This is a genomic window from Shewanella sp. MF05956 (assembly GCF_059758055.1).
Genome location: NZ_JCAYNV010000006.1, coordinates 15,620 through 41,517 on the forward strand (window position 1 = coordinate 15,620; position 25,898 = coordinate 41,517).

Consider the following 25,898-nt stretch of genomic DNA (forward strand, 5'->3'; position numbering starts at 1 on the left):
TAACGATCCCACTCATAGGTTCATCTAACTGACGCTTATCAAGGTAACTTCGCCGTCTTCATTCACCTCGGCAATATGACCTTTCGGCTCATTCATAAAGAATAAAGTAATAAAACCAAATACGGCACTCACAGCAATGACATAGAAGAACGTTTGTGTCGACACCATTGAATATACCGTTAAGAAAAACACTGCGCCAACATTTCCATAAGCTCCTGTCATACCGGCAATTTGACCGGTTAAACGACGTTTAATGAGTGGTACTGCAGCAAAAACTGCGCCCTCACCGCCTTGAACAAAGAAAGAACACGCCATCACCACAACTACCGCAAGGGGGAGTGACCAACTTGAGTCTATTTGTGCTACCGATAAATACCCTATCGCTAAACCAGCAGTTAAAATCAATAGTGTGGTTTTACGGCCAAACTTATCACTTAACCAGCCACCGCCAGGGCGAGACATCAGGTTCATAAAGGCATAACTGGATGCCACCATACCTGCTTGCGCCATACCTAATGCAAAGGTTTCGGCAAAAAATAAAGGCAACATTGACACCACCGCCAGCTCAGAACCAAATGTGGTGAAATACAATACATTTAGTACCGCAACTTGCTTAAACTCGTAACGTTCAAACTCTGGCACTTCAACAGAAAAGAGATGCTTGTTGACCTGATAGGTTTGATAAAAATCAATTAAAAATACAAAGACTAAACCGGCGTAAATCAAATTTGTCGTATCTTGAGTAAACATGCTGACACCCGCTGGCGACAACTTCCATCCCAGTAGCGCTAAGGTGGCATACATCGGCACTTTCATGACAATGAGTAACACTAAATCATTTTTGCTGGTTACCTCTAACCCGCCGCCTTTTTTGGGCTTAAAGTATGTTGAACCTTTTGGTGTATCGGTGACATTAAAGTAGTAAACAAACGAAAACAATAAGCTCATTAAACCAGTAATACCAATGGCATAGCGCCAACCGTCTGGGCCACCAAAAGCAAGAGCAACCGCGGGTAAAGTAAAGGCTGCAGCAGCTGAACCAAAGTTACCCCAACCGCCGTAAATGCCCTCTGCGGTGCCTAACTCTTTAGCCGGAAACCATTCACTGACCATACGAATACCAATCACAAAACCGGCACCAATAAAGCCAATTAAAAAACGGGCTAATGCGAGCTGTTCAAATGAATCGGCAACGGCAAACATAAAGCACGGAATAGAACAAATGGCGAGTAACGCCGAATAGGTTATCCGCGGTCCGTATTTATCGGTCACCATCCCGATAATAATCCGCGCAGGAATGGTTAAAGCAACGTTGAGGATCAACAAGGTTTTAATTTGTGCGGTCGTCAGCCCTAAGCTGTCGGCAATCACACTCACCAGCGGTGCGGCGTTAAACCACACCACGAAGGTGATAAAAAAAGCCATCCAGCTTAAATGCATAATCTTCATTTTGCCGTTAAAAGAAAATAACTTAAATTTTTCAGCACTCATCGTAATACTCCTTATGCTTTGGCTAATACAAGGACATGTCCCTGTTCAGTTTTAATATCAAACGGACTGGCAATTAATGACGTATCTTCAATGCACACGCCTGTGGTTAATCGATAATGTTGTTTGTATAACGGCGATGCCACGCACAGTTCACCGTCCATTTCACAAATTAATCCGCGAGCTAATAAGCCCACGCCTGAGGCGGGGTCGACATTATCGATGGCATACAAACCATCTTTGCCTAAGTTAAAAATAGCCACTGCCTTTCCGGCAACCCAGGCAGCAACACCTGTGCCTATGGGTAAGCTTGTTTCTTCACACACATTAATCCAACTCATGCTAATACCTCATCTGCTTTTGCTTGTTGCTCAGTGGTTTGCTGCTCGGTAACTTTTTGCTCAGTAATCTGTTTAATCGCAATGTTGCCTGCACCGGTATCTTTACCATTAGGGAAGCGCTGATCGCGCACACGTTGGTATGCATTAGCATCTGCAACAGGTGCCTGACTTGGGTTAACAAACTCATTAAAGCGCGCTAAGAAAGCCGGTTGTTCAAGACTGGTTTTCCATTCACATTGATACGTTGCTGCAATCAACTCCATCTGTTGTTCTAAGGTTGAGTTGATCCCTAGCGCATCATCAATCACAACCGATTTTAAATATGCTAAGCCGCCTTCTAATGAATCCATCCAGGTTGAGGTGCGCTGCAGTTTGTCGGCGGTTTTGACGTAAAACATCAAAATGCGGTCAATGTATTGATAGAGCGTTTCGGTCGATAAATCGGTAGCAAATAAGTCGCCATGACGTGGACGCATGCCGCCATTACCTGCCACATAGAGGTTCCAACCTTTGTCGGTTGCAATAATGCCGATATCTTTACTTTGTGCTTCGGCGCATTCGCGAGTACATCCCGATACGGCAAACTTCAATTTATGCGGGCTACGTAGGCCCTTGTAACGATTTTCTAAATCGATGGCAAAACCCACCGCATCTTGCACGCCATAACGGCACCAGGTACTGCCGACACAAGACTTTACGGTACGCAGAGACTTGCCGTAGGCGTGCCCAGTTTCAAACCCTGCATCAATGAGTTTTTGCCAAATTTCAGGTAATTGTGACAAGGTTGCACCAAACATATCGATACGCTGCCCACCTGTGATTTTGGTATATAAGTCATACTCTTGGGCAATCTGCCCCATTGAAATCAACTTGGCTGGGGTAATTTCGCCACCGGCAACCCGTGGCACAATAGAATAAGTGCCGTCTTTTTGGATATTGCCTAAATACGCATCATTGGTGTCTTGCAGCTGAACATGGCCGCTGTCTTGGTTTAATACATATTGGTTTTGTAAGCTGGCAAAAATCGAGGCGGCTGCGGGTTTACAAATATCGCAACCATACGTGTGGCCGCTTGCAGAAGGTTTGCCGTGTTGACGCATTAATGAATCAAAGTCATTAATGCCTTCCACTTGGCATAGGTGATACAAGGCTTGTCTTTCGTGATCAAAATGCGCACAAATACCGGCATTAAAATCAAGCCCAGCAGCTTGCAAGGTTTGATCAATAATTTTTTGCACTAATGGCGCACAACCGCCGCAACCCGACGCTGCGCGGGTACACGATTTAATTTCAGCCATTTTATGATTGCCAGCTGAAACCGCTTCAACAATGTCGCCTTTCGTCACTTGATGGCAAGAACATACGATAGAGGTGTCTTTTAAGTCGGCTTCATCTTCAGCACCAGCAAGTAATAACTCAACTGCAGAGCCTGCAATTTCATCCTGAGACAAATACAAATCCAGTAAGCGGCTGTAATCGCTATTGTCGCCAATGAGTACCGCGCCTTTTAAATACTTACCACTGTCATCAAGCCAGAGTTTTTTATAAATACCCGTTTGATTATCAGACAACTCAACAAATTGAGCATCCTCAAAACCACGGCTTGCGCCAATAGCGGCCACATCGACGCCTAAGAGTTTAAGCTTGGTACTCATGTCGGCGCCGGTAAACGATTGGCTTGGGGAGCTTGATGATAATGAGGCAATATGCGAGGCCACTACACGTGCCATTTGATAACCGGGTGCCACTAAACCAAATATTTTTTGTTGCCATAATGCACATTCGCCGATGGCATACACATCGGGAGCTGACGTTAGACAGTGATCGTCAATTTCAATACCGCCACGCTCACCAATACTGATATTTGACACGCGGGCTAAAGCATCCTGTGGGCGAATTCCGGCTGAAAAGACAATCATGTCGGTTTCAAGAAAAGATTCATCATTAAATGTCATGCGGTGCAGTGCAGTTTCACCATCAATAATGGCGGTCGTTGCTTTTGAGGTATGCACACTCACTCCGAGTTGCTCGATTTTGCTGCACAATAATTCACCGGCTTTGTCATTTAGCTGAACGGGCATCAATTGTGGCGCAAACTCGACAACATGGGTTTTTACCCCAAGTTGCATCATGGCATTTGCCGCTTCTAAGCCCAATAGTCCGCCGCCGACAACCACCCCGACCTGACTATTTTTCGCCGCAGCTTGAATAGCCTCAAGATCTTCAATGGTACGATACACCAAACATTGAGCGCGATCGTTACCTTGTATTGGCGGCACAAATGGAAACGAGCCAGTCGCCAAAATTAATCGGGTATACGAGTAACATTCACCTTGGGCACTTGTGACGGTTTTCGCTGCGATATCAATCGCCGTGATGGGAGTATTTAAATGCAGATTAATGCCCCAATCTTGATAATCCTGGGCACTGGTTAGCATTAATGGATCGGCACTGCCTGTCTCAAAATATTTAGATAACTGCACTCGGTCATAGGCTGGACGAGGCTCTTCGCCAAACACATGTACTTCAAAGGTTTTATTCAGCCCCAGACTGCATAATTGCTCAATAAAGTGATGACCCACCATGCCATTGCCAACGACCACTAATTTGGGTTTTGAGACTGTCATTTCCTGCTCCTTCATGCCTTGGATGGTAAAAAACAAAATGGCGCCAACTCCTGTTAAAGAGTTGGCGCCATTGCCAGTTACAATCCCGATTTTTTTAAATTTTACTGTTCGTGCTTTTATGGGTTATGTCCCATTAATGCGTTGCAGTATCATACTGTGATGTTGCAGACTCTATGCCAACAAATAAAACCATGTAATAAATTGATTTATAAAGACTTTATGTATTCAACGTTAACCTTGCAGTGATAATATGTCCTTTTTAGGCTCAACCGCACCAACATTGGGCGCACCATCACTGTTCAATGTTATTTACTCCGCCAAACGAGCACGGTCAGATTGGCTAACAAGCGCAATGATTTGCGCGGACATTTGCGCCATCGACATGCCTTTTAGCATCGCTTGCTGCTGTATAATCTGGTGTGCTTTAGTTTCATCAAACCCTTGTTGCATCACAATCAATTTAGCCCTACTCAGCAATTTAATGCTGCGGATCTCTTCGTCTAATTTTTTAAATTCTGCGAGCGTTTTACTGGCGGCATTAAAGCGAATTTGTGCCAAACTAATCACGCTGGTTAACCGATTCACCGTTAACATGTCGGGAATAAAAGTGATTCGACCGCAATCAAGTAATTGTGACAGTACATCTTGTTGCCATGATTTGGCATTAACAATAATCACCATAGGTTTAATGGCCAAAGTGCGTTGTATTAACCCCTGAATTTGACTATGCAATTGGTCAGTTAGAATAAGTAAAGTATCAACATGTTGTTGATGTAAACGTTGCTCAATTTGGCTAATTGACGTCAACACACTGACATGCCCAAATGCCGCCAAACAAGCTTGGTATTGCACCACATCACAATCAACGACAGGCACCAGTGAAAAGCCTGCATCACAAAAAATTAAACTGCGCATGGTCGCTCCTTTTTGTGCCATTGAGCCAATAGGTTATTCGCATCACTCAAACGATTTGCCCAACACTGCTGGCTTAAACTAATGGCCTGCTCTACCGTCAATGATTGTTGCGAACCGCCTGCCATATGGGATTGCTGATTCAGTAACAGTATTACGGCAGTTAATGTCGCGCTAATACTACTCAATGCTTGCTCAATCATGGTGCGCGACATAACACCACTAAGCTCAGTTGCCAATAATGGTTGAGTTTCGCGCCATAACAGCGCAAGGATGTCGCTAGACAGGTCAGCCTGACCCACTTTTGCACCACAAAAGCCTGCTAATAATGTCGGGATAGTCGAGCTAGACACAGTTACATTGGCCGCTTTTTTACTGACGACTTTCATTAACGTAGCCACTCTGGGGTTAAATTCTGTTTCGCCTTGCAAGCCTTTAAAAATCGCAACATGCCCGGGTGGATATTCATTATTAGCAAATAATGCTTCGCTGACCTGTTGATGCAAATCATCTAAGCCTGGGTGAAAATAACTGCGTAAACTGATTGGAGCGTTACTTGGATTAATACAGCGTGCAGCGGTTTGAATGACGCTGCGTAATCCCAATTCTTGATGCAATTGACGACAATCATCTAACACGGGGGCTAAGTCACCTGCGCGCACATAGACAATACCGTCAGACGCTAATGCCAACGCTGCACTTTGAGGGGTGGTACAACACCGAATACTTAATGCATCCAAACATGACTCAACATGACGGCGATGCGGTAACGCTTGGCTATCGCCATGCAGCATCACACGGACACCTTGCTTAGCCAGCAATGTTGCCACCAGCAACAACCAAGGTAATTGTTCACGTTTACCTGCATAAACAGGCCAATCAATATCGACTGACAAAGACTGCCAATCACGATGTAACGTATGACGTAATCCCGCGACTATTCCGGCAACTTCATCCACGGTTTCGCCGCGAACTCGCATTAGCATCATTGCGCTCGCCATTTGCACTCGCGTGGCATGCCCTAACGCAAACCCTTCAAGTAACAGACTTGCTTCTGCAAACGTTAACGAACGAGATCCCTTTTCACCTTTACCCAACGCTTTTATCAATAACCGAAAATCGAATGTTTCGGCAGATGTCAGGGTTAATTCACCTATTTTAGGCATACAGCGCCTCATATTGTGTATTGACCGGTGAAGATGACAAGTCGATATCATCAAGTAAACAGGCAAGGTGCTGGCCGACACTGACCACCTCGCCAATAATGATTAACGTGGGTCCTGAGTCTTTAATGGTTAACGCTGCATCAGCCATTGAAGTCACTGTCGCAAACGTTACAATTTGATTAGGCCGACCTCCATTAGTGATAAATGCGACAGGTAAATTGGCTGTGCATTGTGCTGTAAGTAAGCCAGTTGCAATACGCGACGCTTGCTCTTTTCCCATATAAAAAACCAAGGTCGACTGCGCAGCTAATAATGCTTGCCACTGGCTAGGCGCAACAGCGTTATCAACATCGGTCATTTTTGTGCCAGTGATCAGCGTGACACTGCGAGCCATGCCGCGAAACGTCAGTGGGATCCCTGTGCTTGATGCACAACCTAAAGCAGCAGTGACGCCGGCAATAAATTGTGATCGAATACCCTGCTTGGCGAGATAAAGCGCTTCTTCAGATCCACGGCCAAAAATATGTGGGTCGCCACCTTTTAAGCGCACAACTTTCAAACCTTGTAGCGCAAGCTTGAGCAATAGCGCATTGATGTCATCTTGTTTAATACTTGGTTGGCCGCAACGCTTACCGACAAAGTGACGCTGACAATGTGTATCAACTAAAGTCAAAATATCGCTACTCACTAGACTGTCGTAAACTAATGCATCTGCTTGGGCGACAATGCGCGCAGCTTTTATGGTCATTAAATCGAGTTGACCACACCCAGCGCCAACAATGGCAACCTCACCCGCTTGCAGCGCATCTGCACAAGCGACGCCAACAGAGTTAACACCTTTGATTAATCCATCTACCGTATTCATTAGGCGACATCCTCTTCTGTTGCAGTAGCGTATTCAAGTTCGATGTAAGATAGAGCCTGTTGCCAATGGTTTTGGGCACATTGCTTCACTTCACTATTACAGCTGCCACATTGTCGACCACACCCTAAGCTTGATTGCGTAACATCTAATGCCTTATTAAATTGCAGATGTTGCTTACCATCATGAAATATTTGTTGGTCAAACTGCGCATTTATCTCATCAGCAATTTGTGCATCAGTCACCCCGGTACAGGCACAAATTAACGGGCTATTACCGGCATTAATTTGTTGATGTAACTGCTTGATAAATGTGTTGTCGACGGGTTTTCCAATAAAGGCATTCAGCGGCTCAACGGCTAGGTTAACCCGAGTGTGAGACAGCACTTTAATCGCGCTAACAATGCCCTTTTCCATATTGCATTGCACATGCAGACGCTGGCCATGAACATTAGCTGACCAGGCAAGTGAGTGGGCAGTAGCTTGATAAGCAAACCCCTCCTCTGCATCAGTAAATCCGACGTGATGACATATTCCGGTGGTTAATGTTTGAGCGACTTGCCAGCATAAACCTTGCGCTTCAGGATCGTGTAAACCAAACACCACACCTTGCAATGCCAGCTCGACAGGCTTCAGTACCACGTCTTGACACTTATATCCGGGTTGCTGCGATACTGGGTCAACTCGGTTATCGAGGTATTGATTAACCCCTTTGCCCAATGAGAATTGCTTAGACCAATGCATGGACATCATTGCCATCTCAAGCGGTATATTTTGATCAACCACCACCCTGGCCAGAGCAAATGACGTAGATTCTTTGTCTGCGGCGGAGCCGATAGTCACAAGGTCGCCATCTGCAATAGAAAAGCTCGCGAGGTTATCCGGATGAAGTTGTATTACAGGCTCAGGAATACTTGCTCGTAGACTCGCAATATGACCTGTGCGAGTCATAGTGTGCCATTGATCGCGACTGCGGCCACTGTTAAGTAATACGCTAGCCTGTTTGGCTACATTTGCAGCCACTTGCGTTACCGTCTTCGCGGGGAAAATGAATTGTGCTTTTCCTGTCGGCGTAGCAAATACCCCATCACTAAATACTCGCAGCCCTTGCTGTCCAATGTGTTCAGCAGATGCTATTGGCCACTGAGTCGGTCTTAAATCGTCATATTCTTGTTGGCTTAAATCGGTTAACCCGCTTATATCAAATATCTTATTGGGAAAAGCTTGTTTAACGTTTGCCGACAACGCGGCAAACTCACGAAACACGCTAGCACTGTTGTCAAACTCAAATCCTTGAAAACCCATTTTTTGCGCCACTTGGCTTATGGCCCACCAATCCGCTTTGCTTTGTCCTTTGGGGGTAATAAAGCCCCGCTGACGGCTTATTGTGCGTTCACTGTTGGTCACTGTTCCGCATTTTTCAGACCAACCTTGAGCGGGTAATAATATGTCTGCAAATTTTGCGGTATCAGAATCAGGGCTTATTTCAGACACCACCACAAAAGGACAATCGGCCAAGGCTTTAGCAATTTTATTACTGTTAGGCAATGACACCACAGGATTGGTGCCCATAATCCAAATGGCTTTTATTTTACCGTCAGCTAAGGCATCAAACATGTCGACAGCGGCTAAACCTTTTTTGTCAGCAACGGTATCGACCTGCCAAAAATCGGCGAGTAGTTCACGTTCAGATTGAGAAAATCCCATATGACAAGCCAGTTGAGTGGCTAATCCCCCTACTTCGCGACCGCCCATCGCATTAGGTTGACCCGTTAATGAGAAAAAACCGCATCCGGCTTGGCCAATATGCCCTAAGGCTAAATGGCAATTAATAATCGCATTCGTGGTGTCAGTGCCAATAACAGACTGGTTAACGCCTTGGCATGATGCTGTCAGTATGGCTTTATGTTGAATAAACAATTGATAAAATTGTTTCAATGTTGACTCGGTTAACCCCACTTGCTTTGCAAGGCCAAGAAGATCTGTACTCAATTGTTTGGCGTGACTTACCACAACATCAAAACCGTCGGTATGCGCATTAATGTATTCATGATTAACACGTTCATTATCCGCCAAATAGCCTAACAAACCGTGGAACAAGGCTAAATCGGCCCCTGGCGTAATCGCTAAATGAAGGTCAGCTTGTTTTGCTGTCGCGGTTGTAACTGGATCAATAACCACTAACGTTGTGTTATTGGCTTTTTTTGCTGCCAATATCCGTTGAAATAACACTGGATGAGTCCAAGCGGTATTCGCACCAATTAATACAATGACTTCTGCATGTTCAATATCGTCATAACAACCTGGCACTACATCTTCACCAAATGCCCGCTGCATAGCACTCACAGCAGATGACATGCATAAACGTGAATTAGTATCGACATTTGCCGTTTTTAAATAGCCTTTGGCAAATTTGTTTGCTACATAATAATCTTCGGTGAGTAACTGGCCAGAAAGATAAAGTGCAACAGAATTGGCTCCGTACTGGGCGATAGTTTGCGCAAATTTATCAGCAATTAACGAACTGGCCTGATCCCACGAAATGGGTTTACCTGAGCGTAAAACAGGATAACGCAGCACATTAGGTTGCGTTAAACTGTCAAGCAGTCGCTCACCTTTTGCACACAAGTGACCATAATTTGCAGGATGATATTTATCACCGATTAAGGTTAAAGAAGACACATCAACGTCAACCCAATCGGCTTGAGTCGAGGACACGCTAACGCCGCACCCGACACCACAATAAGCACAACTTGATTGGATTATTGACATACATTGACCCTTTCACATTAACCATTTCATGATGGTATTACTGCGAAAGCTGTGCCAAAAAATTAACTTACTGATTTAACTTAGAAATAGAAAAAACAGACTGGTATTCAACGCTACATTTGCGCAACATAAGTGCAAGCGCATGCACTTAAAGCGCGCATCTATTTGAAAACAAAAGAAATTAAATACCTATAAAGAGGTAGGAATACCCATCCGCATTATTAAGTGACCACTCAGAATGCGCCCAGCGGTTTTTGATTAAGGCGTCGCTATCTCTATTGTGTCTTGATGGTTGCTCTCCTTCAAATAGCGAGAAAGCAGAGCAAAAGCGGCTGGAGTATTTCTTTCTGGCGAGTCATCACTTATTAGCACGCAATGGTATTAGATTTATACTTCTCGGTTTTGAAAGAGGCCAGAAACAAAAATACCGACATTAATGTCGGTATTTTTAATCAGCGGGACAACTTATTTAGCAGTACGGCCATCATCATGACATGTGTCACACGTTGGTTTTTCGCCAACTTTAATTTCGTGCGGAGCATGACAATCTGCACACATTAACGCACCATCATGCGCTTTATGGGTATCATCCATCTCTGCAAGTGAACCATGGCAACTTTGACATTGTTCAAATTCATATGCACCATCAGCTGATGGCTCTTCATTAGCATGGCAGTTTTCACAGCCACCCATTTCAACGTGAAACTCTGCGAGGGTTTCATCAGCAGCAAATGATGCAGAAGACATCATCATTACCGCGAAACCTGCCGCAAACAATGCGCTGAGTAGTTTGTTGCTCATTATTCATTCCTCCAATTTAGTGTATGCCCGCATTCTTATTATCTGACGCGGGTCTTACACTGAAGCACGACACTTTACTTAAGAATTAACTCACCCCTTTATATCGACCGAAATCAAAATTGAGCGACAATATAAAAGTAGTAAATTAATTCACTTTAAGCAAAATTAATTTAGATTAAGCAATAATAACAGTCTTACTTGTTTGAATATGTGCGCTACATCATGTAACTCGATGGTTTTTAGTGATTAAATTAACTTTTACGCCAGAAAACCCTAATGTAGTAACACCTTATATATTGGTTTTTATAAACAAAAAAAAGCCCCAATCAATGTTGAGGCTAACAATAGTAAACTGAATATATTGTCTAAGTTAACGTCTAGATTTTTCTAACCTAGCCAGTAAACTCGAGGTATCCCAACGGTTACCTTTCATCGCTTGCACTTCTGAATAAAACTGATCGACCAATGCAGTAACCGGTAAATGACTACCATTTCGGCGAGCTTCATCTAATGCAATGCCTAAATCTTTACGCATCCAATCAATCGCAAAACCAAAATCATATTGACCTTGCCACATGGTTTGATAACGATTCTCCATTTGCCAGCTTTGCGCAGCACCTTTACTGATCACTTCAATCACTTTAAGGCCATCTAAACCGGCACTCTTAGCAAAGTGAAGCCCTTCAGCCAATCCTTGAACCACACCGGCGATACAAATTTGATTGACCATTTTAGTCAATTGCCCTGAGCCGACTGGCCCTAATAGTTCAGCACAGCGACTGTAAGCAGCAAGAACAGATTGAACAGCATCAAAATGGACTTGCTCACCGCCCATCATTACCGTTAATAAGCCTTTTTCAGCGCCAGCCTGGCCGCCAGATACTGGCGCATCTAAAAAGCCAATATTGAGTGGTTGAATATGCTCTGCAATCTCACGGGCAACATCAGCTGAAGCCGTGGTATGGTCAACCAAAATCGTACCTGCGTGCATACCCTGTACGACGCCGTGCTCACCTAATACCACTTGACGCAAGTCATCATCATTACCGACACAGGTAAACACGATATCTTGGCCTTTCGCTGCTTCTTTAGGTGTAGCGGCAGATTGACCACCAAATTGTTCAACCCACTGAGCCGCTTTTGAGCTTGTACGGTTATATACTGTGACCTCATGGCCATTTTTAACTAAATGCCCCGCCATCGGGTATCCCATTACGCCTAAACCAATAAATGCGACCTTGGCCATGATTTTTCCTTATTTATTCAACTGAAGGTTTAACGTGTGCTTCCATTTCAGCACCGATACGCTTACGCATATCCATTAAACGTAAAGCACTATCACGTAAACGAATATCATCTGCTGTTGCCGGGATCCACTCAGGAACCGATGTTGGATGACCTTCATCATCTACTGCAACCATGATAACAATACAATGAGTGGTTAAATGACGTTCTGATTCTTTGGGATCGCCCGCTTTTACATCTATCGCAATATGCATTGATGTTGTACCGGTGTAAATCACTTTACCCGTTACCTCAACAATATTGCCTACATGGATAGGTTTAACAAAACGGATCCCGCCAGCATAAACCGTAATGCAATATTTACCGCTCCAACCCGCAGCAGTTGCATATGCGGCTAAATCGATCCATTTCATTACAGCACCACCGTGTACCTTACCGCCAAAATTGACATCTGCAGGTTCGGCCAAAAAACGTAATGTAAGCTTTCTATCTTTACCGGCCATAAAGCCTCCCAGTCATTCGATGGTGTATCAACGATACACGCTGTACCGATACAAAAAAAGCGCACTAGGCGCTTTTTATCTTGAACAATATTAATCTATTTTTTTGAATAGTAGCGAACCATTCGTTCCACCAAAACCAAATGAATTACATAACGCATAATCAAATTGATGGCGGCGTGAAGTATGCGCAACAAAGTCTAAATCGCATCCTTCATCAGGGTTATCTAGGTTAATCGTTGGCGGTACGTGTTGATCACGCAGCGCAAGCAAAGTAATGATGGCTTCAATTGCACCTGCTGCGCCGAGTAAATGCCCTGTCATTGACTTGGTTGAACTCACCAACAAATCATAAGCATGTGGGCCAAATACCGCTTTAACCGCGGCAGCTTCAGCTTTATCGCCGGCATGAGTTGAAGTGCCATGGGCATTGATGTAACCCACTTGCTCTTTTTGGATCTGTGCATCGTTAATGGCATTAACCATTGCAGCTGCTGCACCTGCGCCATCACTTGGCGGCGAGGTCATGTGAAATGCATCGCCACTCATACCAAAACCCACTAATTCGCCGTAAATTTTAGCACCGCGCGCTTTAGCACGTTCATATTCTTCCATGACAATAACGCCCGCACCATCGCCAATTACAAAACCATCACGGTCTTTGTCCCATGGGCGGCTAGCTGCGGTTGGATCGTCATTACGGGTTGATAACGCTTTAGCTGCGCTAAAACCGGCTACGCCCAATGGACTGGTGACATCTTCTGCACCGCCAGCAACCATTACATCGGCATCGCCATAAGCAATAGTACGGGCGGCAAAACCGATATTATGAACGCCTGTAGTACAAGCGGTCGTCACTGCAAAGTTAGGACCTGTCATGCCATACATAATCGATAAATGGCCTGCGATCATGTTAATAATGGTGCTCGGCACAAAGAATGGCGATACTTTACGTGGTCCACCATTTAATAATGCCGAATGGCCTTGTTCAATTAACCACATACCACCCATACCAGCACCGATTGCAGTGCCCACACGAGCTGGATTTTCTTGGCTCATGTCTAAGCCTGAATCGGTAACGGCTTGAATGCCTGCGGCCATGCCGTATTGGATAAACAAATCCATTTTACGTGCATCTTTTTTTGTTAAGTATTTTTCGACATCAAAATCTTTAACCGAACCACTAAAACGCGTGCCAAATTCGCTGGCATCAAATTTAGTGATTGGCGCGATACCACTTTGGCCTGCCAATAAGGCATTCCAAGAAGACTCGACATCATTACCTACTGGAGTCACAAGTCCAAGACCTGTGATGACGACACGACGTTTAGACATGATATTCACCTTTAAATAAAAATCTGCCACGATGCCATTATTGCGATAACGCTAAAGGAGTATAAGAAGGGATATGTTAGTGCAATTAAATGGAACGAGCGTTTACAAATGCTTTAAACAAAAACAGGCGGCATAAATGCCGCCTGTCAATGTGAATTCTTGATTACTGATTCTTAGAAACGTAATCGATCGCTGCTTGAACAGTAGTGATCTTTTCAGCTTCTTCGTCAGGGATCTCGGTATCAAACTCTTCTTCTAGAGCCATAACCAATTCAACCGTGTCTAGAGAATCAGCGCCTAAATCGTCTACAAAAGAAGCAGCTGATTTAACGTCTTCTTCTTTAACGCCAAGTTGTTCGATGATGATTTTCTTTACACGTTCTTCGATGTTGCTCATTAGTTTTCTTTCCTATTCAAATTACGCACTTGCGTAAGATTGCGAGTAGTTTATTCGAATTAGATAACAATGCAAGCTTAGATTTTGTGGTCTAACCACAAAAATTAACATTGAATTGTCACTAACACTGACTCAAATGAAGGTAGTTTCCTACCTATCGCCCTTAAACCATGTACATACCGCCATTCACATGCAATGTTTCGCCTGTGATGTAAGCGGCTGAATCCGAGGCCAAAAACAATACTGCATTGGCAATTTCTTGTGCTTGCCCTAAACGTTCCATCGGAACTTGCGACATAATAGCTTGTTGCTGCTCAGGTGTCAGCTCATCTGTCATATCTGTCTGAATAAATCCAGGTGCAATAGCATTCACTGTTATTTGACGAGATGCAACCTCTCTTGCAAGAGATTTTGTAAACCCTATCAAACCCGCTTTTGCTGCCGAGTAATTTACTTGACCAGCATTACCCATTGTACCTACTACTGAACCGATACTGATAATACGTCCGAAACGTTTTTTCATCATAGATCGCATTACAGGTTTAGACAATTTAAATAATGACGTCAAATTGGTGTCAATAATGTCTTGCCATTCATCATCTTTCATCCGCATCAATAAATTGTCGCGAGTGATACCAGCGTTGTTAATAAGAATATCAACATCACCCGTTTTTTCTTTGATCTGGCTATACAAATCGGCAACCGATTGAGTATCAGTGACATTTAACACCATCCCAAAGCCTTTGTCACCTAGGTATTGCTGAATTGCTGCCGCGCCTTTTTCACTGGTCGCGGTACCGATAACGACTGCACCTGCTTGTTGTAGCGATTCAGCAATTGCACGGCCAATGCCACGACTCGCGCCGGTAACTAACGCTACCTTGCCGTCTAGACTGATGTTAAAGCTCATAAAAACTCCTTTATTCGGTTAATGCCGCAAATGAAGCAACATCATTTACCGCTTGAGCGGATATGGATTTATTAATTCTTTTTGTTAACCCGGTTAATACTTTACCAGGCCCACACTCAACTAAATTTGTAACACCTTGTGTCGCTATAAACTCAACCATCTCGCTCCAGCGAACTGGGCAATATAATTGACGCACTAAAGCCTCTTTTATTAAATCAGCATCAGTTGGCATAGCAACATCAACGTTATTAATCACATTAATACTTGGGGCAGAGAACGTCACATTAACTAACGCTTTAGCTAATTCATCAGCAGCAGGCTTCATAAGCGCACAGTGAGATGGCACACTTACAGGCAAGGCAACAGCCATTTTAGCGCCAGCGGCTTTACACGCTGCAGCAGCGCGTTCAACTGCGGCTTTTTCACCGGCAATCACGACTTGACCTGGGCTGTTATAGTTAACTGGACTGACAACATCACCTTGGGCAGATTCAGCACACGCCGCGGCAATGGCCTCATCATCGAGCCCAATAATGGCAAACATCGCACCAGAACCTGCTGGCACAGCTTGTTGCATTAATTTACCACGCAGCTCAACTAATTTAACGGCATCGGTAAATTCAATCACCCCAGCACACACTAAAGCAGAATACTCACCTAAGCTGTGACCCGCTAACAAACTTGGCATTGGCTTGTTAGATGCTTGATATGCACGCCAAATCGCCACACTTGCAGTCAGTAATGCTGGCTGAGTTTTATCTGTCTCGTTTAACGTTTCAACTGGGCCATTGGACACTAAATCCCATAAATCATAACCTAACGCGTGACTCGCTTCGGCAAAAGTTTGCCCAATAATGTCGTTAGATTGTGCCAAGTCAGCTAACATTCCAACAGCCTGAGAACCTTGACCAGGGAATACAAAAGCAACATTTTCCATAAACACTTACCTGTATAAGAATTGATTTAAGTAACTGCACATTTAAATAAAAGCACATTTAAATAAGAGTAGATTTAAACATTAATAACGAATGAGGGCACTGCCCCATGCAAAACCGCCACCAAAGGCTTCGAGCAATAATAATTGACCACGTTGAATACGACCATCACGCACGGCTTCATCAAGCGCAATAGGCACTGAGGCTGCGGATGTATTACCGTGTCTGGCTAACGTCAATACCACTTTATCTAAACTCATATTGAGTTTTTTGGCAGTGGCATTAATAATGCGGAAATTGGCTTGATGCGGCACTAACCAATCAATTTCAGACTTATCGACGTTATTTAAACGCAACGTTTCAGTGACCACATTCGATAACTGCGTCACGGCAACTTTAAATACGTCATTGCCTTTCATTGTCATAAAACTAACGGCTTCTGAGCCTTCACCCGAGCGAGGAGGAAAAGCGCACTTTAATAAGTCGCCTTGACTACCATCAGCATAAATATGGGTCGCAATAATACCTGGTGTATCACTTGCGCCAATAACAGCTGCCCCTGCACCATCACCAAACAGAATCACAGTTGTTCGATCGGCAGGATCACACATGCGCGACAATACATCAGAGCCAATGACTAATACTTTTTTAGCGGCACCTGTTTTGACGAATTGGTCGGCGACAGACAACGCATACACAAACCCTGAACATGCGGCGGCAATATCAAAGGCTGGAATATTTTTAACGCCGAGTAAGGCTTGAATTTCGCAGGCTGCTGCAGGGAATGCGTTGGTTGCACTTGTGGTGCCACAGACAATCATGTCTAACTCGCTGGCATCAATGCCGGCCATTTCAAGCGCTTTTAATGCCGCTTGATGGCCCATGGTTGCCACCGACTCGTCTATAGCAGCGATGCGCCGCTCAGAGATACCGGTTCGGTCAACAATCCATTGGTCATTGGTTTCAACCATTTTTTCGAGATCTTGATTGCTACGTACTTGCACAGGCAAATAACTGCCTGTTCCGAGAATTTTTGTGTGCATATATGAGATCAGCTATTGATGTCTAAAAGAATCGACTCCAAACGATCTTTAATCATTTCAGGAAGACGACGTTTTGCTTCTGTTGCTGCTAAATTTAATGCTTGTAAAAATGCAGCTTCATCCGCGTTACCATGACTCTTTACTACTATTCCGCGCAATCCTATCAGACTTGCACCATTATAGTGGTCGGGGTTCATCTTACTGAGTACAGCTTGTATGTGTGGAGCGATGAGTTTGGAGAGTAAACGTACAAAAAAGCCGTCTTTTAAACCGCGCTTTAATTGATGTACTAATAACTTGGCAATGCCTTCGGAAGTTTTAAGGGTAATGTTACCGACAAAACCATCACAAACAATGACATCGACATTACCAGTATAAATTTCATCACCTTCAACAAAGCCAATGTAATTGACTTGATCGGTGTGTTGTAACAACTGTGCAGCTTGTTGAACTTGATCGTTGCCTTTTACTTCTTCGATGCCCACATTCAATAATGCCACTTTCGGGCGCGCTTTTTTATGGACAGCTTCACATAAAACCGAACCCATAATCGCGAATTGAAATAATGCTTCAGAGTCACAAGAGACGTTGGCACCTAAATCGAGCAAATAAACCGGCTTGCCAGTAACCGCAGGTAAACAAGACACTAATGCAGGCCTATCAATACCCGGTAAGGTTTTTAGCAATACTTTTGCCATTGCCATTAATGCACCCGTGTTACCTGCACTGACGCAAGCGGCCGCTTTCCCGTCTCGTACTAATTCCAGAGCAATTCTCATTGAACTGTTTTTACGTGAACGCAAAGCATGAACGGGCCTATCACACATGGTGACAACTTCGGTGGTATGGATTATTTCAATACGGTCTAAATCAGTAGAAGGTGTTTGAGGTAAATATTTTTGAATTTCGGTTTGATTACCAACCAAAATAATTTTGAGGGTGTTATGAAATTTCAGTGCCTGCATTGCTGCAGGCACTGTCACGTGGGGACCGTGATCGCCCCCCATCGCATCTAACGCAAGCGTCAGATTTGTCATCAGATAATCAACAAATTACTTGTTGATTACCTTTTTACCGCGGTAAAAACCATCAGCAGTCACGTTGTGACGTAGATGTAATTCACCGCTAGTAGCGTCTACTGATAATTGAGCAGTGCTCAATGAATCATGTGAACGACGCATGCCGCGCTTTGAACGTGATTTTTTATTCTGTTGTACAGCCATTTGACCTGTCTCCTAGATTACTTGCTCTTCAGTTTTTCTAACACTGCAAACGGATTTGGACGCTCCTCATGAGCGGGTTCGATCTCGCCTACAACTATATCTTTCGACCCTAATTTGCAATCAGTATCTTCATGCATAGGGATGATCGGCATAGCGACTATCAATTCATCTTCAATCAATTGATGCAGACGTACTTCGCCAATCTCATTACACTCAATTGGGTCATACGCATCCGGGAGCTCATCGATTTCTGCCTCAGTCTTACAAGGACTAAAACAAAAGTCGACCGTAACCTCCGTAGTATATTGTGTCATGCAACGTTGACATAGCAGAGTGAGCTCCGTCACAGCCTTCCCGCGAAGGTAGACTATCCCCTGTAAATCGACGCCACATTCCAACGACACAACTACGTTGGAACAGTCGCCGGCACATAACTCGCTTAATCGCTTAAGTTGCTCACCTGGCACGAAACCTTCATAACGAAGGCCGCTTGAGGCAGCGCGTATAGGATCAATTGAAACCGGTATCTTTACTGTTTGCATAAGGCGCGCATATTATAGTTTGAAAACGCTGGAGTCAAAGAAAATTTCCGTAAAAATACGGTCATCTCACCTAACACTGACTATTTAGGTATTCTTTAATCCGGCATTGAATTTGAAAGTTGGCAAATTTTACCGAACCAAACCCCATCACACAAGCATTACTCGGTGAAAAATACTCCATTTGACCTAATGAATGCAGTAAACTGCACGATAATTGATTATTGATAAATAAATAGTGAAATAAACCCGATGAATTTCAATCTTGTACTCGCATCAACGTCCCCTTTTCGACAGCAACTATTACAAAAATTAATGCAACCATTTGACTGTGTTAATCCCGATATAGACGAAACACCACAGCAAAATGAAACAGCAACGGCATTAGTGCAACGTTTAGCTGAGCAAAAAGCGCTCGCGGGTGCCAAATTAGCGATTAAAACAGATTCAACACAATTAATTATTGGTTCAGATCAAGTCGCAGTGATAAACGGGCAGATTATCGGTAAACCCCATACTGTCGACAATGCGATTGCCCAACTAAGTGCCGCATCTGGCCAGGCCATAACCTTTTATACTGGGCTTGCCGTATATAACCAAGTCACACAGCAGATGTTATCGTGCATCGAACCTTTTACAGTACATTTTAAAAGCTTAACGCAAACACAGATCCGCTATTATGTCGAAACAGAACAACCTTTATATTGTGCGGGAAGTTTTAAAAGTGAAGGCCTAGGGATTGCGCTGTTTAGCCGTTTAGAAGGTGATGACCCCAATACCTTGATTGGCCTGCCATTAATTAAATTAATTGAGTTACTGCAACAACAAGGTATGGATGTGTTAAGTAAGTCATCCGTGATGAGAAGTTAGTCGTAAATAACAAGTAGGTGGGAATAAGCAGACTTTACGAAAAAGCAGTGTGTAAATGAGGGCTTTCAATAAATATCGTGAAGCCCTACATCATATTACAAGTAATCGCGAATTGCAGAAGCTTGACTCACAATAGCCAAAGGCTGAAGCACTTGTAACCGCGCTTCATCATGGGCACCATAACTCACACCAATACTGGCTATGTTAGCGTTATTGGCCATGGTTAAGTCATGAATTGAATCACCAATCATAATCGCTTTGTCAGCGCTGATCTCAAAATGACTTAACAAACTTTGAAGCATTTCTGGGTGCGGTTTACTTTGAGAATCACTGGCACAACGTGATGCATGAAAATACTGATCTAGCCCAGTCAACTCAAGTACCCTATCTAACCCTTCGCGTGCTTTGCCCGTCGCAATAGCTAATAAATACCCCGCGTCATGTAGCTGCTTAATCAATAATTCCACACCGTCGAATAACGGTGTTGGATAATCGCTGGCTAAATGATGGCGACGGTAACAATCAATAATTTGTTGATGATCTTGATGCCCAGCAAACAAAATCGGCATAATCGTAGGCAAAGACAAACCAATCACATCTCTTACTTGTTGCTCTGTCGGCACAGTTAATGCTAACTCATGCGCCACACCTTGCATGCAGGATACAATTTTACCCACGGTGTCCATTAACGTGCCATCCCAGTCAAAGATGACTAAATCAAATGCTTTGTCTTTACGCTTCACGTTATGCCTTACTTTTTTGATTCAACACATTGCACATACTGTGGTTTAAGTTCGTTTGAGCTTATCCAAAGTATTTAGTAATATTTCATCTAATGGTGCTTTGACTTGCATGACTTCATTATTCTCAGGATGAGTAAACTTGAGCTCAGCCGCATGTAAAAACAGGCGGTCTAATCCTAACGCTCTCATGCTGTCATCAAATTGTTGCTCGCTGTATTTGTCATCACAGGCAATTGCATGACCCGCATACTGGCAATGCACACGAATTTGATGCGTACGACCTGTCACAGGGCTGGCTTTCACCAATGTACACCCTTGGTAGCGTTGCATGATTTTGTAGCGAGTCTCAGACTCTTTACCTTCTTTATTGACGCGAACAATACGTTCACCCGATTTTAAGGTAATTTTTAATAACGGCGCTTTGACCACTTTATCGCTTGCTTGCCACTCGCCACGCACTAAGGCTAAATAATCCTTTTGCATGGTTTTACTGCGCAGTTGCTCATGTAAATGCTTTAATGCACTGCGTTTTTTAGCCACAAGCAGCACACCTGAGGTGTCTTTATCTAAACGGTGCACTAGCTCTAAAAATTTCTGTTGTGGCCGCAGTGAACGTAACCCTTCAATCACACCATAATCAACACCACTGCCACCATGTACAGCAATACCAGCGGGTTTGTTTAATACAATAAGATGATTATCTTCGTGGATAATACGTTCTTCAAGCTGCGACACTCGAGATAAATTAGGCGATGGCGCTTTGCGATTATCTTTCTCAGCCATTCTCACCGGCGGAACACGCACGATGTCACCGATTTGCAATTTGTATTCTGGCTTTATGCGCTTTTTATTTACGCGCACTTCTCCTTTACGCACAATCCGATAGATCATGCTCTTAGGAACACCTTTTAATTTGGTGAGTAAAAAATTATCGATGCGTTGTTCAAAATGATCTTCGTCGATAGTCACGTATTCAACTTGGGGGGTAGTTTCAGTATTCATGATGCGCCATATAGTAGTAACCGCAATAGTGTACCTTATCTTGCAAATGATTGGCTATTACCATGGCGGACTTGAAATAAATACATGAAAGAATATGGGCTTTTGATTGATGACAATAGCGTTTGTTGCTATATTTGCGCTCAGGTTGAGAGTAAACAGTGGATAAAGTGTTCACAACTTTCACCAAATGCGAAAGAACTGCAATTAAGAAAATGAGCTTTATCGGTAGCAAGTCATTGATTTGCAAATTGTATATAAATAAAAAACGACAAGAAACGTTTCGACAATTAAACCGTAAGTCTTCAATAAAGATTTCAATTTAACTGCAGTAAATCGCCCCAAATTCGAACAATATTTTAGCTTGTTATCAAACAAACCGATTCGACTTGGGCATTAACGGATTAAATTACCATAATTTATGGGGTTGGTTGTAAGTCAACGAATTCCTTGTTTTTGTAAATATTAGAAAATAAGCCATAAATAGGATGCGACACGCAGCGACTGCGTTTTACAGTGATGAGCACCTAATTGCCTGAAGCTAACCGTGAGGTTACACCGATTAATTCAGGCCCGTAATGCAGAAAGATCGTGTTGTTTGATGACCTCATTTAGAAGAATCACGTCATCATGAAACGTATGTTAATTAATGCAACTCAATCAGAAGAGTTGCGTGTTGCCCTTGTAGACGGGCAACAACTGTATGATCTAGATATCGAAAGTCCTGGTCACGAACAGAAAAAATCAAATATCTATAAAGGTAAAATCACTCGCGTAGAGCCCTCACTTGAAGCAGCTTTTGTTGATTATGGCGCTGATCGTCATGGTTTCTTACCGCTTAAAGAAATTGCCCGCGAATACTTCCCTAAAGGTTACTCATTCCAAGGTCGTCCTAACATCAAAGAAGTGGTGCAGGAAGGTCAAGAAGTCATCGTCCAGATTGATAAAGAAGAACGCGGTAATAAAGGCGCGGCTCTAACAACCTTTATCAGCCTTGCGGGTTCATACCTGGTACTCATGCCAAATAATCCTCGTGCTGGCGGTATTTCACGTCGTATCGAAGGTGATGAACGTACCGAGCTTAAAGAAGCTATCTCTGAACTTGAAGTACCAAATGGCATGGGCTTAATCGTTCGTACCGCTGGTGTTGGTAAAGAGTCAACTGAACTTAAGTGGGACTTAAAAGTACTTCAACACCACTGGGATGCCATTCAAGAAGCGGCACAAACTAAACCGGCACCATTCTTAATTCATCAAGAAAGCAACGTAATTGTACGTGCTATTCGTGATTATTTACGTCGTGATGTCGGTGAAATCCTCATCGATCACCCACGTATTTTTGAAGAAGCTAAACTGCATATAGGTTTAGTTCGCCCAGATTTCGTTGAGCGTGTTAAGCAATATGATTCAGAAGTGCCGTTATTTACTCACTTCCAAATTGAGTCGCAAATTGAGTCAGCATTCCAGCGTGAAGTGCGTTTACCGTCTGGTGGTTCAATCGTAATCGACCCAACAGAAGCATTAACGTCTATCGATATTAACTCTGCTCGCGCCACTAAAGGCGGCGATATTGAAGAGACTGCACTAAACACCAACCTTGAAGCTGCTGATGAAATTGCGCGTCAATTACGTCTGCGTGACTTAGGTGGTTTAGTGGTTATCGACTTTATCGATATGACGCCTGTTCGTCATCAACGTGAAGTTGAAAACCGTATGCGTGATGCCGTGCATCATGACCGTGCTCGCGTGCAATTAGGTCGTATCTCTCGTTTCGGTTTAATGGAAATGTCACGTCAGCGCCTGCGCCCTTCTCTTGAAGAGTCCGCAGCACATTTATGCCCACGTTGTCATGGCCAAGGTACTATTCGTAGTACTGAATCTTTAGCGTTATCCATTTTACGTTTAATGGAAGAAGAAGCCATTAAAGAAAATACCACTCAAATCGAAGCTATCGTTCCGGTTGATGTGGCGGCATTTTTGTTAAACGAAAAACGCAAAGCGATTCGTATTACTGAAGAACGTCATGAAGTTGAAGTGTACATCATTCCAGATGCCCACATGCAAACGCCAGAGTATCGTGTTGTTCGTCGTAAAAGCGATGATGAAGTTAGCGAATCTAGCTACAAGCGCGTTGAAAAACCGTCATCAAAGTTATATGAACCACGTAAACTTGAGCGTGCAGCGTCACCAGAGCCTGCTTTAAAAGGCTTTGCTGCACCACAAAAAACAGCAATAGATGAAGCGCCTCCAACGCCTGCTCCAGTGGCTAAAGCCCCTGTTGCTGCAGCGCCATCTCAACCAGGATTCTTTGCGCGTATCGTTTCAGCAATCAGTGCACTGTTTGCCACCAGCGATAGCGAAACCAAAGACACTAAACCGGCTGCGCCAGCAAAAGATGCGTCTCAGGCTAACAATCGTCGCCCACGTCGTAATGACAGCCGTAACGATAGTGCGAATCGCAACACCAGCCGTAACGACAGCCGTCGCCAACGTACTGACAGCGATAAGCCAAAAGAAGGTACAGAGCCACGTACTCGTAACAAACGTAATGATCGTAATAGCAAAAATAATGCTCAGGACGATAGCGTTAAAAACAAACCGCGTAATGAGAAAGTAGACACGCCATTAGCAGAAACTAATGAGCCGAAAGCTGCCAATATCAATACTGAAAAATCACCTAAGCAAGAAGCGGCTCGTGAACGTCGTCAACGTCGCAACATGCGTCGTAAAGTGCGAATCGAAAGCGAACAAACTGATGATACAGTTGCAAAAACAACGGATGCGAACGATAAAGCAGAAGAAGTTAACACAGCAGAAATCAAAGCGGTAGAGCCTAAAGTAACTGAAGAAAAATCAGAAACAAGAGCGCCTCGCAGCCGTCGCCAGCCACGTAAAGAAAGAAGCGAACAATCGAATGAAGCGCAAGCTAAAAACGATACAGAAACATCAGACAATACTGATAAGACAGTAGCGTCAGCGCCACAAGCAACGACAGATGTTGTTAAAGCAGATGCTACTGAAGTTCAAGTTGAAGCGAATGCGGTTAAAGCAGAGCAAACAACTGCGACAAGTGAAATGGTTAACGAAACCAGCAATACTGAAGCAACTGTTGCCGTTGAAAACACCGAAAATGGTGACGCTGCGGATGACAACGATGCAGATGCATCTGAAGACGCGAAGGCAGACGGCCGTGAAGGTCAACGTCGCAGCCGTCGTAGTCCTCGCCATCTTAGAGCTGCGGGTCAACGTCGTCGTCGTGATGATAGCGACACAACTCAACAAGCAGTATTTACCTCTGTTGATGAGTTAGAGAAGCAGTTAGATGCTGAGCAATCTCAAGACAAGGCACCAGTAAAGCAAGCAAACGTTGAAGCCACTGTTAAACCGGTAACTGACACTCAAGTTGAAGTAACAGCGGTTGCGACTCACTCTGAAGCTGCAACACCTGTTGATGCGCCAAAGGCAGAAGCTGTAGTTGAAACCAAAGCAGCACCGGTTGTTGAACCTGTTGCAGAGAAAGCGGTTGAAGCACCTAAAGCTATAGAGCCTAAAGCAGAACCGATAGCGGCAGCAGCTCCTGAAGTTGTTAAAGCTGAAGTTACTCCTGAAGTGAAAGCTGAAGTAGTGAAGACTGAACGAGTAACGGAAACAGTTAAATCTGAGCCAGAAGTCAATGTCGCTCACGAAAAAGCTGTAGCTTCAAATGCTTCTGCGCCAATGGCCAAACCTGCTGCTATGGTACGCAAAGTTCAAGCTGAGACTGTAACTGATGTTAAATCAGAGGTTACCGCACCGGTTGAAGCTGCGCCTAAAGCACCCGCTAAAGCCAGTCGTTTTGGTTCAATGGTATCTTCAGATATGACTAAGCCGACTGTGGATGTACGCGAACAACAAGCGGTACCGCAAGGTCGAGCTTATGAAGCGCAAGCTGAAACCAATGCTCCTAAAGTCGCAATGGGTAACAGTGCATCATCTGATATGGCTCGCCCAGGCAAGTAATATCATAAGGAGTAATAATACTTCTTAACCATAAAGCCATGCTTAGCATGGCTTTTTTATTGGGCTATTTTTAGTTCTGCGGCGATGTTTGGCGCTGCAAACTTACTAACAACCTGTCCAGTAGTTGTTGATAGAGATGCGGTGCTGACGGCCTGATGATTTACATCGATAGGATATTTGATTAAAGCCAAT

General features: G+C 43.9%; 22 protein-coding genes. 2 read left to right on the top strand and 20 right to left on the bottom strand.

The features are described from left to right. Positions 1-24 precede the first annotated feature (24 nt). The 18 genes from AC19MX_RS08035 to yceD form a co-directional block, all read right to left on the bottom strand. Positions 25-1,491, bottom strand: a complete 1,467-nt coding sequence (locus AC19MX_RS08035; RefSeq protein WP_432399685.1) for a NarK family nitrate/nitrite MFS transporter — start codon at positions 1,489-1,491, stop codon at positions 25-27. Positions 1,492-1,502: 11 nt separating this feature from the next. After that, complete coding sequence (nirD, locus tag AC19MX_RS08040; RefSeq protein ID WP_498297548.1) at positions 1,503-1,829, bottom strand: nitrite reductase small subunit NirD; 327 nt, start codon at positions 1,827-1,829, stop codon at positions 1,503-1,505. Further along, a complete protein-coding gene (gene nirB / locus AC19MX_RS08045; protein WP_498297550.1) occupies positions 1,826-4,456 on the bottom strand; it encodes a nitrite reductase large subunit NirB in 2,631 nt (876 codons plus the stop codon). The genes nirD and nirB overlap by 4 nt, the downstream gene beginning before the upstream one ends. 309 nt (positions 4,457-4,765) lie before the next feature. After that, positions 4,766-5,371, bottom strand: coding sequence for an ANTAR domain-containing response regulator (locus AC19MX_RS08050; protein ID WP_498297552.1), 606 nt, complete (start codon positions 5,369-5,371; stop codon positions 4,766-4,768). Beyond that, the gene (locus AC19MX_RS08055; RefSeq protein ID WP_498297554.1) at positions 5,359-6,534 is read right to left on the bottom strand and encodes a glycosyl transferase; all 1,176 of its coding nucleotides are present in this window, start codon (positions 6,532-6,534) and stop codon (positions 5,359-5,361) included. Before AC19MX_RS08055 ends, AC19MX_RS08050 begins: the two co-directional genes overlap by 13 nt. Next, on the bottom strand, positions 6,527-7,399 hold the full coding sequence (gene cobA / locus AC19MX_RS08060; RefSeq protein WP_498297555.1) for a uroporphyrinogen-III C-methyltransferase: 873 nt from the start codon (positions 7,397-7,399) through the stop codon (positions 6,527-6,529). Before cobA ends, AC19MX_RS08055 begins: the two co-directional genes overlap by 8 nt. After that, positions 7,399-10,167, bottom strand: coding sequence for a nitrate reductase (locus AC19MX_RS08065; RefSeq protein WP_498297557.1), 2,769 nt, complete (start codon positions 10,165-10,167; stop codon positions 7,399-7,401). Before AC19MX_RS08065 ends, cobA begins: the two co-directional genes overlap by 1 nt. A 465-nt stretch (positions 10,168-10,632) precedes the next feature. Beyond that, the gene (gene cctA / locus AC19MX_RS08070) at positions 10,633-10,968 is read right to left on the bottom strand and encodes a tetraheme c-type cytochrome CctA (protein ID WP_498297558.1); all 336 of its coding nucleotides are present in this window, start codon (positions 10,966-10,968) and stop codon (positions 10,633-10,635) included. Between the two features lie 370 nt (positions 10,969-11,338). Further along, a complete protein-coding gene (locus tag AC19MX_RS08075; protein WP_498297559.1) occupies positions 11,339-12,214 on the bottom strand; it encodes an NAD(P)-dependent oxidoreductase in 876 nt (291 codons plus the stop codon). A 13-nt stretch (positions 12,215-12,227) separates the two neighbouring features. Then, positions 12,228-12,716, bottom strand: a complete 489-nt coding sequence (locus tag AC19MX_RS08080) for an acyl-CoA thioesterase (RefSeq protein ID WP_432399695.1) — start codon at positions 12,714-12,716, stop codon at positions 12,228-12,230. Between the two features lie 90 nt (positions 12,717-12,806). Continuing rightward, the gene (gene fabF / locus AC19MX_RS08085) at positions 12,807-14,048 is read right to left on the bottom strand and encodes a beta-ketoacyl-ACP synthase II (protein WP_432399696.1); all 1,242 of its coding nucleotides are present in this window, start codon (positions 14,046-14,048) and stop codon (positions 12,807-12,809) included. Between the two features lie 163 nt (positions 14,049-14,211). After that, positions 14,212-14,445: an acyl carrier protein gene (acpP, locus tag AC19MX_RS08090; RefSeq protein WP_011496723.1), complete on the bottom strand. Its 234-nt coding sequence runs from the start codon at positions 14,443-14,445 to the stop codon at positions 14,212-14,214. A gap of 163 nt (positions 14,446-14,608) precedes the next feature. Then, the gene (gene fabG / locus AC19MX_RS08095) at positions 14,609-15,355 is read right to left on the bottom strand and encodes a 3-oxoacyl-ACP reductase FabG (RefSeq protein WP_498297561.1); all 747 of its coding nucleotides are present in this window, start codon (positions 15,353-15,355) and stop codon (positions 14,609-14,611) included. A gap of 10 nt (positions 15,356-15,365) precedes the next feature. Continuing rightward, on the bottom strand, positions 15,366-16,292 hold the full coding sequence (gene fabD, locus AC19MX_RS08100) for an ACP S-malonyltransferase (protein WP_498297562.1): 927 nt from the start codon (positions 16,290-16,292) through the stop codon (positions 15,366-15,368). Positions 16,293-16,373: 81 nt separating this feature from the next. Next, positions 16,374-17,333 (bottom strand): beta-ketoacyl-ACP synthase III, encoded by a 960-nt coding sequence (locus AC19MX_RS08105; protein ID WP_432399699.1) that lies wholly within the window; start codon positions 17,331-17,333, stop codon positions 16,374-16,376. Positions 17,334-17,341: 8 nt separating this feature from the next. Further along, positions 17,342-18,370 carry a phosphate acyltransferase PlsX gene (gene plsX / locus AC19MX_RS08110; protein WP_432399700.1) on the bottom strand — a complete coding sequence of 343 codons (1,029 nt, stop codon included), beginning with the start codon at positions 18,368-18,370 and terminating at the stop codon, positions 17,342-17,344. A gap of 15 nt (positions 18,371-18,385) precedes the next feature. Next, on the bottom strand, positions 18,386-18,556 hold the full coding sequence (gene rpmF, locus AC19MX_RS08115; protein ID WP_011636967.1) for a 50S ribosomal protein L32: 171 nt from the start codon (positions 18,554-18,556) through the stop codon (positions 18,386-18,388). Between the two features lie 17 nt (positions 18,557-18,573). Beyond that, a complete protein-coding gene (gene yceD / locus AC19MX_RS08120) occupies positions 18,574-19,098 on the bottom strand; it encodes a 23S rRNA accumulation protein YceD (RefSeq protein WP_432399701.1) in 525 nt (174 codons plus the stop codon). 249 nt (positions 19,099-19,347) lie between these two features. Between yceD and AC19MX_RS08125 the strand changes: the two genes are divergently transcribed. Further along, the gene (locus tag AC19MX_RS08125; RefSeq protein WP_498297564.1) at positions 19,348-19,965 is read left to right on the top strand and encodes a Maf family protein; all 618 of its coding nucleotides are present in this window, start codon (positions 19,348-19,350) and stop codon (positions 19,963-19,965) included. 95 nt (positions 19,966-20,060) lie between these two features. Here the strand turns inward: AC19MX_RS08125 and AC19MX_RS08130 are convergent, their stop codons facing one another. Together AC19MX_RS08130 and rluC are read right to left on the bottom strand one after the other, a co-directional pair. Next, the gene (locus AC19MX_RS08130) at positions 20,061-20,708 is read right to left on the bottom strand and encodes an HAD-IA family hydrolase (protein WP_498297566.1); all 648 of its coding nucleotides are present in this window, start codon (positions 20,706-20,708) and stop codon (positions 20,061-20,063) included. Positions 20,709-20,753: 45 nt separating this feature from the next. Beyond that, positions 20,754-21,710, bottom strand: coding sequence for a 23S rRNA pseudouridine(955/2504/2580) synthase RluC (gene rluC, locus AC19MX_RS08135; protein WP_432399705.1), 957 nt, complete (start codon positions 21,708-21,710; stop codon positions 20,754-20,756). A gap of 627 nt (positions 21,711-22,337) precedes the next feature. On the opposite strand from rluC, the gene rne reads away from it, so the two are divergent. After that, a complete protein-coding gene (gene rne, locus AC19MX_RS08140) occupies positions 22,338-25,706 on the top strand; it encodes a ribonuclease E (RefSeq protein ID WP_498297568.1) in 3,369 nt (1,122 codons plus the stop codon). Positions 25,707-25,898 lie beyond the last annotated feature (192 nt).

Coding starts and splice junctions, on each gene's coding strand:
- AC19MX_RS08035 (WP_432399685.1), bottom strand. CDS start 1,491: ATGAGTGCTGAAAAATTTAAGTTATTTTCTTTTAACGGCAAAATGAAG.
- nirD (WP_498297548.1), bottom strand. CDS start 1,829: ATGAGTTGGATTAATGTGTGTGAAGAAACAAGCTTACCCATAGGCACA.
- nirB (WP_498297550.1), bottom strand. CDS start 4,456: ATGACAGTCTCAAAACCCAAATTAGTGGTCGTTGGCAATGGCATGGTG.
- AC19MX_RS08050 (WP_498297552.1), bottom strand. CDS start 5,371: ATGCGCAGTTTAATTTTTTGTGATGCAGGCTTTTCACTGGTGCCTGTC.
- AC19MX_RS08055 (WP_498297554.1), bottom strand. CDS start 6,534: ATGCCTAAAATAGGTGAATTAACCCTGACATCTGCCGAAACATTCGAT.
- cobA (WP_498297555.1), bottom strand. CDS start 7,399: ATGAATACGGTAGATGGATTAATCAAAGGTGTTAACTCTGTTGGCGTC.
- AC19MX_RS08065 (WP_498297557.1), bottom strand. CDS start 10,167: ATGTCAATAATCCAATCAAGTTGTGCTTATTGTGGTGTCGGGTGCGGC.
- cctA (WP_498297558.1), bottom strand. CDS start 10,968: ATGAGCAACAAACTACTCAGCGCATTGTTTGCGGCAGGTTTCGCGGTA.
- AC19MX_RS08075 (WP_498297559.1), bottom strand. CDS start 12,214: ATGGCCAAGGTCGCATTTATTGGTTTAGGCGTAATGGGATACCCGATG.
- AC19MX_RS08080 (WP_432399695.1), bottom strand. CDS start 12,716: ATGGCCGGTAAAGATAGAAAGCTTACATTACGTTTTTTGGCCGAACCT.
- fabF (WP_432399696.1), bottom strand. CDS start 14,048: ATGTCTAAACGTCGTGTCGTCATCACAGGTCTTGGACTTGTGACTCCA.
- acpP (WP_011496723.1), bottom strand. CDS start 14,445: ATGAGCAACATCGAAGAACGTGTAAAGAAAATCATCATCGAACAACTT.
- fabG (WP_498297561.1), bottom strand. CDS start 15,355: ATGAGCTTTAACATCAGTCTAGACGGCAAGGTAGCGTTAGTTACCGGC.
- fabD (WP_498297562.1), bottom strand. CDS start 16,292: ATGGAAAATGTTGCTTTTGTATTCCCTGGTCAAGGTTCTCAGGCTGTT.
- AC19MX_RS08105 (WP_432399699.1), bottom strand. CDS start 17,333: ATGCACACAAAAATTCTCGGAACAGGCAGTTATTTGCCTGTGCAAGTA.
- plsX (WP_432399700.1), bottom strand. CDS start 18,370: ATGACAAATCTGACGCTTGCGTTAGATGCGATGGGGGGCGATCACGGT.
- rpmF (WP_011636967.1), bottom strand. CDS start 18,556: ATGGCTGTACAACAGAATAAAAAATCACGTTCAAAGCGCGGCATGCGT.
- yceD (WP_432399701.1), bottom strand. CDS start 19,098: ATGCAAACAGTAAAGATACCGGTTTCAATTGATCCTATACGCGCTGCC.
- AC19MX_RS08125 (WP_498297564.1), top strand. CDS start 19,348: ATGAATTTCAATCTTGTACTCGCATCAACGTCCCCTTTTCGACAGCAA.
- rluC (WP_432399705.1), bottom strand. CDS start 21,710: ATGAATACTGAAACTACCCCCCAAGTTGAATACGTGACTATCGACGAA.
- rne (WP_498297568.1), top strand. CDS start 22,338: ATGAAACGTATGTTAATTAATGCAACTCAATCAGAAGAGTTGCGTGTT.